Source organism: Streptomyces sp. AK02-01A, from assembly GCF_033795305.1.
GTDB lineage: Bacteria > Actinomycetota > Actinomycetes > Streptomycetales > Streptomycetaceae > Streptomyces.
The window spans coordinates 72,975-86,123 of the sequence record NZ_JARBAE010000009.1; the positions used below are offsets into that span (position 1 = coordinate 72,975).

Consider the following 13,149-nt stretch of genomic DNA (forward strand, 5'->3'; position numbering starts at 1 on the left):
TGACGAGGACTCCGCCGCGGCGGGTCCCGGCGAGCCCTCGGCGGCGGCGGACGCCCGCAGGACGCGCCGAACAGACCTTCCGGGCGAAGAAGCGCTACGCGCGGCGGCGGGCGAGCCCGTGGCCGCACCGCGGCCGTAGGCTGACCGGGTGAGCACCACTGAGTCCGACGCCCTCCTGGGCCCCGCAGACATCCGCGAACTGGCCGCAGCCCTCGGCGTACGTCCGACGAAACAGCGCGGGCAGAACTTCGTCATCGACGCCAACACCGTCCGCAGGATCGTCCGCACCGCCGGGGTGCGCCCGGACGACGTGGTCGTGGAGGTCGGTCCCGGGCTCGGCTCGCTGACACTCGCGCTGCTGGAGGCGGCGGACCGGGTCACGGCCGTCGAGATCGACGATGTCCTGGCCGGCGCGCTGCCCGCGACGATCGAGGCCCGTATGCCGTCGCGCGCCGGGCACTTCTCGCTGGTGCATTCCGACGCCATGCGCGTACGGGAGCTGCCGGGCCCCGCACCGACCGCGCTGGTCGCCAACCTTCCGTACAACGTGGCCGTGCCGGTCCTGCTGCACATGCTGGAGCGCTTTCCGACGATCGAGCGGACCCTGGTGATGGTCCAGGCCGAGGTCGCCGACCGGCTGGCCGCCGTGCCGGGCAACAAGGTGTACGGCGTGCCGTCTGTGAAGGCCAACTGGTACGCCGAGGTGAAGCGGGCCGGATCGATCGGCCGCACGGTCTTCTGGCCCGCGCCCAATGTGGACTCCGGACTGGTCTCGCTGGTGCGCAGGGCCGCGCCGCCGCGGACCACGGCGTCCAGGACCGAGGTGTTCGCGGTCGTCGACGCGGCCTTCGCGCAGCGCCGCAAGACCCTGCGGGCGGCGCTCGCCGGATGGGCGGGCTCCGCGCCGGCGGCCGAGGCCGCGCTGGTCGCGGCCGGGATCTCACCGCAGGCGCGCGGCGAAGCGCTGACGGTGGAGGAGTTCGCGCGGATCGCGGAGGCCAAGCCGGCCCGCGACGAGAAGCGCGACGAGAAGCTGGACCGGACGTCGGACGAGACGCCGGACGACAAGGCGAGGGAGGCCGACGCGTGAGCGTGACGGTACGGGTACCGGCCAAGGTCAATGTGCGGCTGGCGGTGGGCGCGGCCCGTCCCGACGGCTTCCACGATCTGGCGAATGTGTTTCTGGCCGTCGGTCTCCATGACGAGATCACGGTGACGCCGGCGGACGAGCTGCGCGTCACCTGCTCGGGCCCGGACGCCGATCAGGTCCCGCTGGACGCCACGAACCTCGCGGCACGGGCGGCCCTCGCGCTGGCGCGACGCCATGGCATCGACCCGCGCGTCCATATCCATATCGCCAAGGACATCCCGGTCGCCGGCGGTATGGCGGGCGGCAGCGCGGACGGCGCCGGCGCGCTGCTGGCCTGTGACACGCTCTGGTCGCTGGGCTCGTCGCAGGACGAACTCCTCGCCATCTGCGCCGAGTTGGGCAGCGATGTGCCGTTCAGTCTGCTCGGCGGCGCGGCGCTCGGCACCGGCCGCGGCGAGCAGCTCACGCCGCTGGAGGTCGGTGGCGCCTTCCACTGGGTGTTCGCGGTCGCCGACGGCGGCCTGTCCACGCCCGCCGTGTACCGGGAGTTCGACCGGCTGACCGACGGCACGGACATCCCGGTCCCGGCCGCCGACGCCGCGCTGCTCGACGCCCTGCGCACCGGCGACGCCGTCGCGCTGGCCGGCGCCCTGGCCAATGACCTCCAGCCCGCGGCGCTCTCCCTGCGGCCGTCCCTGGCGGACACGCTCGCCGCGGGCACCGCCGCCGGCGCGCTGGCCGCGCTGGTCTCGGGCTCGGGTCCGACGACGGCCTTCCTGGCCAAGGATCCGGAAGCGGCGGCCGAGATCGCCGAGGCCCTGCTCGCCTCGGGCACCTGCCGGACGGCCCGGGTGGCTTCGGCGCCGGCCGAGGGCGCGACGGTCGTACAGCACACGACAGCCGTACGTCACTGAGCCATTCGATAAAACAAGTTGCCTTCACGGCAGCGGTTTGCTGTACTCCCAGCGCAAGCCGGTCGACCTGGGAGCTGATTATGCGCGGAACGTCAATGTCCATTCAGAAGGGAACTTTCGCCTATTCAGAGGACTTGACGTTCAGTGAGCACGTTGAATTTGGGGATTCTGGCGCATGTGGACGCCGGTAAGACCAGCCTGACCGAGCGGCTTCTTCATGCCGCCGGTGTCATCGACGAGATCGGCAGTGTCGATGAAGGCAGCACGCAGACCGATTCGCTGGAGCTGGAACGCCGGCGCGGTATCACCATCAAATCCGCCGTCGCGTCGTTCGCCGTCGGCGAGGTCACGGTCAATCTGATCGACACTCCCGGCCATCCGGATTTCATCGCCGAGGTGGAACGGGTGCTGAACGTGCTCGACGGCGCCGTGCTGGTGATCTCCGCCGTCGAAGGCGTGCAGGCGCAGACCCGCGTACTGATGCGGACGTTGCAGCGGCTGCGCATTCCCACACTCGTCTTCGTGAACAAGATCGACCGTGGTGGCGCGCGGTACGAAGCCGTACTGCGCGGGATTTTGGCGAAGCTGACGCCCGCGATCGTCCCGATGGGCGCGGCGCGCGGCCTCGGCACGCGCGACGCGGAGTTCACGCCTTACGGCGCGGCCGACGCCGCGTTCACGGCCGGGCTGACAGAGCTGCTCGCCGACCACGACGACGCGTTTCTGGCCGCCTGTGTCGACGACGAGACACCGGTGTCGTACGGCAGGCTCCGGGAGGAGCTCGCGGCGCAGGCCGGACGGGGTCTGGTCCATCCGGTGTTCTTCGGATCGGCGGCGACGGGCGCCGGCGTCGACGCGCTGACCGCCGGGATCAGCGAGCTGCTGCCCACCGCCGAGAGCGACGCGGAGGGTCCGGTTTCCGGCACCGTCTTCAAGGTCGAGCGAGGCGCGGCCGGAGAGAAGATCGCGTACGTCCGGATGTTCTCCGGCACGGTACGGGTCCGCGACCGGCTGCGCTTCGGCCGGGCCGGCGAAGAAGGCCGGGCCGGCGAAGAAGGCCGGGCCGGCGAAGAAGGCCGGGCCGGCGAAGGGAAAGTGACCGCGATCAGCGTCCCGGACCATGGCCCGGCCGCTTCCCGCGCCTCGGTCGCCGCGGGCCGGATCGGAAAACTCTGGGGCCTCGACGCCATTCGCGTCGGCGACACGATCGGTGTTTCCAGGAAAGCCGCGGCACCTCACCATTTCGCGCCGCCGACCCTGGAAACCGTCGTCTTTCCCTGCCGTCCGGCGGACGGCGGCGCACTGCATGGCGCGCTTTCCCAGCTCGCCGAACAGGATCCGCTGATCAATCTGCGACAGGACGGCACGAGCCAGGAAATGCTGCTCTCGCTCTACGGAGAAGTACAGAAAGAAGTCATCCAGGCGACATTGGCGAATGAGTTCGGCATCGACGCCGGATTCCGGGAGACGACGACCATCTGTGTCGAACGGCCCGTCGCCACCGGAGCGGCCGTCGAGATCATGGGCAAGGAACCCAATCCGTTTCTCGCGACGATCGGACTGCGCGTCGCTCCGGCCGCCGTCGATTCCGGAGTGCGCTACCGGCTGGAGATCGAGCCCGGGGCGCTGCCGCTCGCGTTCCGCAAGGCGATCGAGGAAACCGTCCGGGAGACACTGCGCCAGGGCCTGCGTGGCTGGCAGGTCACCGACTGCACGGTCACTCTGACGCGCTCCGGCTACGCGCCCCGGCAGAGCCACTCCCACGGCACCTTCGACAAAAGCATGTCGAGCACCGCCGGAGACTTCCGCATCCTGACGCCGCTGGTGCTGATGACCGCGCTGCGGCGGGCCGGCACCCAGGTGTGCGAACCGATGCACCGCTTCCGCCTCGATGTCCCGGCGGACGCGCTGGGAGCGGTCCTGCCGGTGCTGGCCCGGCAGGACGCCGTCCCGCGCACCACGACGCGGCTGGGCTCCTCGTACGTACTGGAGGGCGACATCCCGGCGGCCCGGACGCATGGCCTCGAACAACTGCTGCCGACGCTGACCAGCGGTGAGGGAGTGCTGGAAGCGGCCTTCGACCACTACCGGCCGGTGACCGGCACGGTCCCGTCCCGGCCGCGCACCGACCACGATCCGCTCAACCGCAAGGAGTATCTGCTGAGCGTCGTACGCCGGGTCACCGGAGGCCGGGACGGCGCGTGACGCGGAGCCTCGTCCGAGGCCGTGGTCCCGCCCAGGGCCAGGTCCGCGGCCTCGGACGGCCAGGGGCCGGTCCGGCACGACGGCGCACCGGCCAGGGCGATTACCCTGGGACGTCGATCGATCCCCCTGTACAGGAGTGAAATGGCCGTCAATCTGGTCAATGTCGAGGCAGTCACCAAGGTGTACGGCACCCGTGCGCTGCTCGACGGTGTCTCTCTCGGCGTCTCCGAGGGAGACCGGATCGGCGTCGTAGGGCGCAACGGCGACGGCAAGACAACCCTCATCCGGCTGCTCAGCAAGCTGGAGGAGACCGACACCGGGCGTGTCACCCACAGCGGCGGACTGCGGCTCGGGGTGCTCACGCAGCACGATTCGCTCGATCCGTCGGCCACGGTCCGGCACGAGGTCATCGGCGATCTCGCCGACCACGAGTGGGCGGGCAACGCCAAGATCCGGGACGTGCTCACCGGGCTCTTCGGCGGACTCGACCTGCCCGGCTTCCCGCAGGGACTGGACACCGTCATCGCGCCGCTGTCCGGCGGCGAGCGGCGCCGTATCGCGCTCGCCAAACTGCTCATCGGCGAGCCGGACCTGATCGTGCTCGACGAGCCCACCAACCACCTCGATGTCGAGGGCATCGCCTGGCTGGCGGAACATCTGCGGGCCCGGCGGTCCGCGCTCGTCTGCGTCACGCACGACCGGTGGTTCCTCGACCAGGTCTGCACGCGGATGTGGGACGTCCAGCGCGGTGCGGTGCACGAGTACGAGGGCGGCTACTCCGACTATGTCTTCGCCCGCGCCGAGCGTGAGCGCATCGCGGCGACGGAGGAGGTCAAGCGGCAGAACCTGGTCCGCAAGGAGCTGGCCTGGCTGCGCCGCGGCGCACCGGCCCGTACCTCCAAGCCGCGCTTCCGGGTCGAGGCGGCCAATGAGCTGATCGCGGACGTACCGCCGCCGCGCGACACGTCGGAGCTGATGAAGTTCGCCAACGCCCGGCTCGGCAGGACCGTCTTCGACCTGGAGGACGTGACGGTCCAGGCGGGTCCCAAGGTGCTGCTCACCCATCTCACCTGGCAGCTCGGCCCCGGCGACCGGATCGGCCTGGTCGGGGTCAACGGCGCGGGCAAGACCTCGCTGCTGCGCGCGCTCGCGGAGGCCGCCCGCAGCCAGGGCGATGTCCAGCCCGAGGCCGGGAAGATCATCGTCGGCAGGACGGTCAAGCTGGCGTATCTCTCCCAGGAGGTCACCGAACTCAAGCCGTCCCTGCGGGTGCTGGAGGCGGTACAGCAGGTACGCGACCGGGTCGACCTCGGCAAGGGCCGCGAGATGACGGCGGGTCAGCTCTGTGAGCAGTTCGGCTTCACCAAGGAGAAGCAGTGGACGCCGGTCGGTGATCTGTCCGGTGGTGAGCGGCGCAGGCTCCAGCTCCTGCGGCTGCTGATGGACGAGCCGAATGTCCTCTTCCTCGACGAGCCCACCAACGACCTCGACATCGAGACGCTCAACCAGCTTGAGGACCTCCTCGACGGCTGGCCGGGATCGATGGTCGTCATCTCCCACGACCGGTTCTTCATCGAGCGGACCACCGACAAGGTGATGGCGCTGCTCGGCGACGCGACACTGCGGATGCTGCCGCGCGGCATCGACGAGTATCTGGAGCGCCGCCGGAAGCTGGCCGAGGCCACCGTCCCGGCGCCCGCCGCGCCCGTCGCCGCGGAGCGGCCCGTCGGCGGCGCCTCGGCCAAGGACGGCCGGGCGGCGAAGAAGGAACTGCAGAAGATCGAGCGGCAGCTCGACAAGATCTCGGGCCGCGAGACCACGCTCCATCAGCAGATCGCCGACAACGCCACCAACTTCGAGAAGGTGGCCGAACTCGACGCGGAACTGCGCGGGCTCTCCGGCGAGCGTGAAGAGTTGGAGATGCGCTGGCTGGAGCTCGCGGAGGACGCGTAGAGACGGCGCCAGGAGCGCGTAACAGGCGCATCACGGGCCGGTGCTCCCTTGGGAACAGGGGCGCACCGGCCCGTCCCGTACGCCTGTCCGAGTGATAGAAAGTAGGCCCCGCTCGACTGATGTGACGATGCGGATTCCACGCCCGAATCGCTCCATTCCGGAGGCCAGTCACCGGAATCGCGGGGGAGGCCGACCGGGCGGCGGACCGTGATCAAGGGGGAACGCGCTGATGACCCAGCCGCCCAGTCAGCAACCGCCGCAGGGAGGCTTCGGCGCTCCGGAGGATCCGGCGCACGGCACTCCGGGGCCACCGGCGCAGCCGCCGCGGATGCCGCCGGAGCCGCCGCAGGGCCCGCCGCCCGCGCCGCCCGGATACGGCTATCCGCAGGGACCGGGCCCGTATCAGCAGCAGCCGGGACCGTACGGTGCGCCGGGCCCGTACCAGCAGCAGCCGGGACCGTACGGTGCCCAGCCGGGCCCGTACGGGCAGTTGCCCAATCCGTACGGTGGCGGCCATCCGCCTCAGCACTTTCCCGGCCCGCCCGTCCCGCCGCCAGGAGGCGGCGGCAAGAGCTTCTTCCGGAGCAGGGCCGGTGTCGTTGTCGCGGCGGCCGTCGCGCTGCTGGTCGTCGGCGGCGGTAGCTGGGTGCTGCTCGGCGGCGAAGGCGACGACGGCGCGAAGCCGGCGGTGAGCAAGAGCGACGACGCCAAGCCGAGCGGTTCGTCCGGCGTCGACCAGGGCGACGGCAGCGGCGGCGGCCGTGCGGCCCAGGACGATCTCAACGCCGGGCGCAGGGACGGCGAGTCCAAGGTGCTCTGGCTGGCGACCAACGATGTGGACCTGCCGCGCAACGGCGCGGACGTGTACGGCCCGTGGTTCGCCGGCGACACCGTCGTCAAGGCCATGTACAGGCAGGTGGTGGGCTATTCCGCCGCCGACGGCACGAAGAAGTGGACGCTGCCGCTGCCCGCGGAGGTGTGCGCGGCGCCGGTCGCGCCCACGGCGGACGGCAAGCTCGTCATCGGGATCAAGAACGGCAGCACCGACAAGAGCGTCTGCAACCAGCTCCAGATGGTCGACCTCACCACCGGCAAAGGCGGCTGGAAGAAGGAAGTCGCCGAGCAGGGCGCCTTCGACATGCTGACCGACATCACCCTGGCGATCAGCGGAGACACCGTCACCGCCGCCCGCACCGGCAACTCCAACGCCTACCGGGTGAGCGACGGCAAGGAACTCTTCGGCAGGCAGCCGGGCCAGTGCCAGCCGTACGCGTTCGCCGGCGGCCCCAGGCTGATCGCCGCCGAGAGCTGTCCCACCGGCGACCTGGATGTCTCGCAGAACCAGGTACAGGAACTGGACGCCGTCACCGGCAAGCCCAAGTGGACGTACAAGCTGACCAAGAACTGGGTCGTCGACAAGGTCTACTCGGTCGAACCGCTGGTCGTCTCCATCAAGAACGACGAGAAGAAGACCTGGAGCGTTGTCGCGCTCAACGCCGACGGCACACCGCGCTCGCAGATCCAGGGCGGCGACGACACGTTCCAGCCGAGCTGCGGCGGCAGCTTCGTCGTCTTCGGCCAGAACCTGGAGGGCTGCGTCGGCGTCGCGGCCGACGCCGGTTCCTTCTACATGTCGACCGCGCCCGACGGCAGCGGCCTCACCCGCACCAATGAGCTCGTCGCCTTCGACCTGGACACCGGAAAGCCCAAGTGGCGTGCCAAGGCGCCGGCCGGCCGCATGATGACGCCGCTGCGGATGGAGGGCGGAAACGTCCTGGTCTATCTGGAGGCCACATACGACACGGGCGGCGCGGTCGCGACCGTCGCTCCGGCCGGTGGCGCTCCCAGGACGCTTCAGCGGCATCCCGCGTCCACGGCCGAGATCGAGAGCTCCTTCTACTCGCCCAAGTACGCCTACGCGGGCGGCCGGTTCTATGTGACCGGCGGCCGGGTCAGCGCCGGTAACGACGCCGAGGAAAAGGCGACGAAGACCATGATGGCCTTCGGCGAGTGATCGCGGCCCGGCCCCTTCCGTCCCCGACATCCGCACTCCCGAAGCTCCTCGCGGGCTTCTTCGAGCTTCCTTCCGAGGTACGTACGCCATGACGCAGCCGCCACAGCCACCCAACGAGCCACCGCAGGAAGGCTTCGGCGCTCCGCAGGAGCCACCGGCCGGAGGCTTCGGCGCTCCGCAGGACCCGCCTCCCGGCGGTTTCGGCGCGCCGGTGCCGCCTCCGACGAACCCTCAGTACGGCTATCCGCAGCCGCCGCCACAGGGCCCGCCGGGACAGCCGCCGGGCGGGCCCGGATACGGCTACCCGGTTCAGCCCGGTCAGCAGCCCGGATACGGCTATCCGTACCAGCCGCCGTACCAGCCGCCTCAGCAGAGCGGCGGGCGCGGGAAACTGACCGCTCAGACGCAGATCATCATCGCCGCGGCCGTTGCCGTGGTGCTGATCATCGGCGCCGGCATCTGGTTCGCCTCCTCCGGTGACGGCGACGGCGGCACGAAGGCCGACACCAACAGCGGCTCCTCCGGCGCCTCCGACGGCGGTGGGAAGGGCATCGGTGGCGGCGGCAAGGAGAAGGCACCGGCCGACACCAGGTCCGAGGTCGCGTTCCAGCTCCCGGCGCCCAAGGTCACCGACATCACCGCCGTCGACGGCTCCTGGATCACCGGCACCGCGTATGTGAAGACCGGCGTCAACGAGATCGTCGGCTACGACCCCGCCCAGGGCAGCCCGCTCTGGGCGATCCCGCTGCCGGGCCAGGTCTGCGCGGCGTCGCGGCATGTCAGCGAGGACAACAGGACCGCGATCGCCTTCGAGGCCGCCAGGCGGACCGCCGCCTCCGACTACCAGCCGTGCACGGAGGTCGGCGCGGTCGACCTGGAGACCGGCAAGCTGCTCTGGACCAAGTCCGTGAAGGGCTCCAACGCGGGCGACGAGAAGGTCCGTTTCTCCGAGATCACTCTCAGCGGTACGACGATCGCGGCCGGCGGCACGGACGGCGGCGCCGCCTTCGACCTCGCCACCGGCAAGAGCCTCTGGAAGCCCGAGGTCAACGCCGAGGGCTGCTACGACATGGGCTACGGCGGCGGCGCCGGACTCGTCGCGGTCCGCAAGTGCGGTTCGTACGACGACCCGCAGCTCAGCGTCGAGAACCTCAACCCGCTCTCGGGCGCGCCGGTCTCCTCGTACAAGATGCCGTCCGGAGTCGAGTACGCGAGCGTCGTCTCCACCAGGCCGCTGGTCGTCGCCGCCGACGTCGGCGACACCGCGGGAGACGGCAGCGGCATCTCGGACCTCTTCTCGATCGACGAGAAGTCCGGCAAGCTGCGCGCCAAGATCCCGGCCGACGCCGACACGTACGCGGCCCGCTGCGCGGCGACCGAGGTCGAGTCCTGCCAGCACCTCGTGGTGGGCAACGGGCGGATCTATCTGCCGACCGAGGAGCACGAGGGCGGCGGCGAGTACGGCAACACCAACGAGATCCTCTCCTTCGACCTGGCCACCGGCAAGGCCACCTCGGACCGCGCGGACGCGGGCGACCGCTACACGATGGTTCCGCTGCGCATGGACGGCACCGACATCATCGCCTACAAGCGGCCTCCGTACGACAAGGGCGGACAGATCGTCTCCATCGACGGCGGCACCTTCAAGCAGACGCTGCTGATGGAGAATCCGGCCGACGAGAGCGTCCGCGACGCGGAGAGCGGCTTCTCCGCGGACTACGCGGAGATCCTCTACGGAGACGGCCGGATGTTCCTCTCCGAGGTGATGCTGAGCAAGCCGTCGGTCTCGTCCCAGGACGAGAAGGCGTATCTCGTTCTCGCGTTCAGCACCACATAGCGCCACCGGCGAGGCCGGTGCCGGCCCCGGCCGCGGACGACCCGCGGCCGGGGCCTCCCGGTGACCGCTCCTCGGTGGTCCGTGTCCACCGGCTCAGTCCTGAATGGCTGGGAATTCGGCAATCCGGGGGCTTCTTCCCGGTAAGGGGCGCGCGATGTCGAACAAGCGTGTAGCTTGCCGGGTCAAGAGGCCGGGGGCCGGGCCGGAGCTGTGACGGGGGGTTGGCCGATGGGCGTACGGCTCATGGTGGTCGATGATCACAGACTGCTCGCCGAGGCGCTCGCCTCGGCGCTGAAACTGCGCGGGCACCGCGTGCTCGCGGCGGCGGCGCCCACCGCCGGCGTCGCGGAGCTGGTGGTGAGCAGGGCGCCCGAGGTCTGTCTGATGGGCACGGCGATGCCCGCCGAGCCAGGGGTCTTCGACCCGATCGTACGGATCAAGCGGGAGCGTCCGCAGGTGGCGGTGGTGGTGCTCGGGCCCGTGCCCAGCCCGCGCGGGATCGCCGCGGCCTTCGCGGCGGGCGCCTCCGGTTATGTACGCCACGACGAGCGCATCGAAGGCGTCGAGCGGGCCATGGCCAAGGCACGGGCGGGCGAGGCCGCCGTCGCGCCGCAGCTTCTCCAGGGCGCCTTCACCGAGCTGCTCAATCCGGCGGCCCAGCCCGACGACGAGGGACAGCGGCTGCTGAGCATGCTCACGCCGCGCGAGATCGAGGTGCTGGTGCGGGTCGCGGAGGGCGAGGACACCCGGCTGATCGCCGCCGGGATGCGCATCGCGCCCAGCACGGCCAGGACCCATGTGCAGCGGGTGCTGATGAAGCTGGGAGTCGGCTCCAGGCTGGAGGCCGCCGCGCTGGCGGCGCGTACGGGACTGCTGGACCGGGCCGCGCCGGGCGGCGGCGCCGGAGACACGGCGGCGGGGCCGGACCGGCGCGATTCCCGCGCGTGAGGTCCGGCCCCGCCGGAAGGCGCCGGCCCGCCGTCAGTCGACCGGCTGATCTCCGGCCGGCGGGGTCGGCGGCGCCGTCGGCCGCAGCTTCAGCCACACCAGGAAGAACACGCCGAGCGCCAGCATGCCCAGCCCTGTCCACAGATTGATGTTGATGTCCTGTGCCTTCTTCAGATCGGCGTCGGACGCGGTGATCCCCGCGATCGTGACGATGATCCCGTAGAGCACGAAGAGTCCGCCGATGATGCGGCGTATGTCGAAGAGCCGCGCCGCCGTCGCGGACTTGGCCTCCAGCTCCTGGACTTCGTTCTGGTACTCGCTCATGGTGATGCGTTCCTCTCAGCCTCGGTCGGAAGCCGGTCAGAAGGAGAAGGGGACGTAGCAGACGGCGGCGAGGACGATCGCGCCCCAGCCCAGCAGGGCCGGCTTGCGGTACCACGCGTCGTCACCCTCGGCGGAGAGCTCGTCCATTCCGGGCGAGCGGGTGCCGTACACCAGGCCGGCGAGCTTCTCGGCCGGCTTGGGTTTCGTGGCGTACGAGACGACCACCATCACCACGGCACCGACGACGAACGCGACGATCGAGGAGACGAAGTTCGCGCCCTGGTCGCTGGGGATGTCGATGACGCCCTGCTTGTAGAGCCAGAAGTAGTTCACCATCGCGGCGACCGTGCCGGAGAGCAGACCCCAGAAACCGGCCGCGGGGCTCGTCCGCTTCCAGAACATGCCGATGATGAAGACCACGAACAGCGGGACGTTGAAGAAGGAGAACAGCGTCTGCAGGTAGTTCATGATGTTGCTGAAGCTGGACGCGATGAAGGCCGTACCCATGCCGATCAGCACACCGACCGCCGTGACGACGCGTCCGGTCTTGAGGTAGTAGGCGTCCTCGCGGTCCTTCTTGAGGTACGCGCCCCAGATGTCGTTCGTGAAGACGGTGTTGAACGACGAGACGTTGGCGGCCATACCGGCCATGAAGGCGGCCAGCAGACCGGTCACGGCGATGCCGAGCACGCCGTTGGGCAGCAGATCGCGCATCAGGACCGGGATGGCGTCGTTGTACTGGAGGCCGCTGCCGGCCTTGCCCAGCGTCGGCTCCATGACGAGCGCGATCAGACCGGGCACGACCACGACCAACGGTATGAAGATCTTGGGAAAGGCCGCGATCAGCGGGGTGCGCTTGGCGGCGGAGAGGTTCTTCGCGGACAGCGCGCGCTGCACCTCGGCGAAGTTGGTGGTCCAGTAGCCGAAGCTCATCACGAAGCCGAGACCGAGGACGATCGTCAGCCAGTTCGCGCCGAGCGAGTTCGGCGAACCGACGCCGGTGCCCTCCCAGGCGCTGAGGAAGGCGCCGCCGTGCGAGCCGGTGAGGGAGTCGGTCAGCCCGTCCCAGCCGCCGACCCGCTTGAGACCGACGATGGTCAGGGGTATGAGCGCCGCGAGGATCACAAAGAACTGGAGCACTTCGTTGTAGATCGCCGAGGAGAGTCCGCCGATGGTGATGTAGGCGAGGACGAAGAAGCCCGCGATCACGATCGCGACCCACTCGGGCCAGCCCAGCAGCGCCTCCAGCACGATCGCCATCGCGTAGAGGTTGACGCCCGCGATCAGCACGGACGACACCGCGAAGATGATCGAGGAGAGCAGATGGGACGACGGCCCGAAGCGGTGCAGCAGGAACTCCGGTACGGAGCGCACCTTCGAGCCGTAGTAGAAGGGCATCATCACCAGGCCGAGGAAGACCATGGCCGGGATGGCGCCGATCCAGTACCAGTGCACGGTGTACACGCCGTACTGCGCGCCATTGGCGGCCATGCCCAGAATCTCGGTGGCGCCGAGGTTGGCGGCGACGAAGGCGAGGCCCGTCACCCAGGCAGGCAGGGAGCGCCCGGAGAGAAAGAAGTCGAGGCTGGTCTTCACACTGGCGCGGGCCGCGAACCCGATGCCGAGGACCACTACGAAGTAGATCGCCAGGATTGTGTAATCGAGCCCGTTTGTGGGGAGCCGGAGCCCTTCGGCCAGGTATCGCATGGGGTACTCGCTTCGTCGCAAGAAATAACTCAGCCGGAACCTACGCCTCCGCGTTCAAGAAATGAACAGTTTTGTTGGTGTACTTTGTTCGACTGTGATCGAGTTAGCGGATATATGGGTCATCTCGGGCATATCGTTCCTGTACGCGGTGCGTGGC

At 69.8% G+C, this 13,149-nt stretch carries 9 protein-coding genes and 1 pseudogene; 8 read left to right on the plus strand and 2 right to left on the minus strand.

Translation table 11 applies throughout. The features are described 5' to 3' along the window. Positions 1–30: 30 nt before the first annotated feature. The 8 genes and pseudogenes from PV679_RS36180 to PV679_RS12040 form a co-directional block, all read left to right on the plus strand. Positions 31–152, plus strand: a pseudogene (locus tag PV679_RS36180) (resuscitation-promoting factor); the annotation flags it as partial. Then, positions 149–1,090 (plus strand): 16S rRNA (adenine(1518)-N(6)/adenine(1519)-N(6))-dimethyltransferase RsmA, encoded by a 942-nt coding sequence (rsmA, locus tag PV679_RS12010; protein ID WP_319680128.1) that lies wholly within the window; start codon positions 149–151, stop codon positions 1,088–1,090. The pseudogene PV679_RS36180 and the gene rsmA, both read left to right, overlap by 4 nt. Next, on the plus strand, positions 1,087–2,004 hold the full coding sequence (locus PV679_RS12015; protein WP_319680129.1) for a 4-(cytidine 5'-diphospho)-2-C-methyl-D-erythritol kinase: 918 nt from the start codon (positions 1,087–1,089) through the stop codon (positions 2,002–2,004). Before rsmA ends, PV679_RS12015 begins: the two co-directional genes overlap by 4 nt. A 144-nt stretch (positions 2,005–2,148) precedes the next feature. Next, on the plus strand, positions 2,149–4,209 hold the full coding sequence (locus PV679_RS12020; protein ID WP_319680130.1) for a translation factor GTPase family protein: 2,061 nt from the start codon (positions 2,149–2,151) through the stop codon (positions 4,207–4,209). A gap of 141 nt (positions 4,210–4,350) precedes the next feature. Beyond that, on the plus strand, positions 4,351–6,162 hold the full coding sequence (locus PV679_RS12025) for an ABC-F family ATP-binding cassette domain-containing protein (RefSeq protein ID WP_319680131.1): 1,812 nt from the start codon (positions 4,351–4,353) through the stop codon (positions 6,160–6,162). A gap of 229 nt (positions 6,163–6,391) precedes the next feature. Continuing rightward, positions 6,392–8,176, plus strand: coding sequence for a PQQ-binding-like beta-propeller repeat protein (locus PV679_RS12030; protein ID WP_319680132.1), 1,785 nt, complete (start codon positions 6,392–6,394; stop codon positions 8,174–8,176). An 88-nt stretch (positions 8,177–8,264) separates the two neighbouring features. Beyond that, positions 8,265–10,013, plus strand: coding sequence for a PQQ-binding-like beta-propeller repeat protein (locus tag PV679_RS12035; protein WP_319680133.1), 1,749 nt, complete (start codon positions 8,265–8,267; stop codon positions 10,011–10,013). Between the two features lie 228 nt (positions 10,014–10,241). Next, positions 10,242–10,961: a response regulator transcription factor gene (locus PV679_RS12040; protein WP_319680134.1), complete on the plus strand. Its 720-nt coding sequence runs from the start codon at positions 10,242–10,244 to the stop codon at positions 10,959–10,961. A 33-nt stretch (positions 10,962–10,994) separates the two neighbouring features. Here the strand turns inward: PV679_RS12040 and PV679_RS12045 are convergent, their stop codons facing one another. After that, positions 10,995–11,285 carry a hypothetical protein gene (locus PV679_RS12045; protein ID WP_319680135.1) on the minus strand — a complete coding sequence of 97 codons (291 nt, stop codon included), beginning with the start codon at positions 11,283–11,285 and terminating at the stop codon, positions 10,995–10,997. A gap of 36 nt (positions 11,286–11,321) precedes the next feature. Next, positions 11,322–12,992: a sodium:solute symporter family protein gene (locus PV679_RS12050; protein ID WP_319680136.1), complete on the minus strand. Its 1,671-nt coding sequence runs from the start codon at positions 12,990–12,992 to the stop codon at positions 11,322–11,324. Positions 12,993–13,149 lie beyond the last annotated feature (157 nt).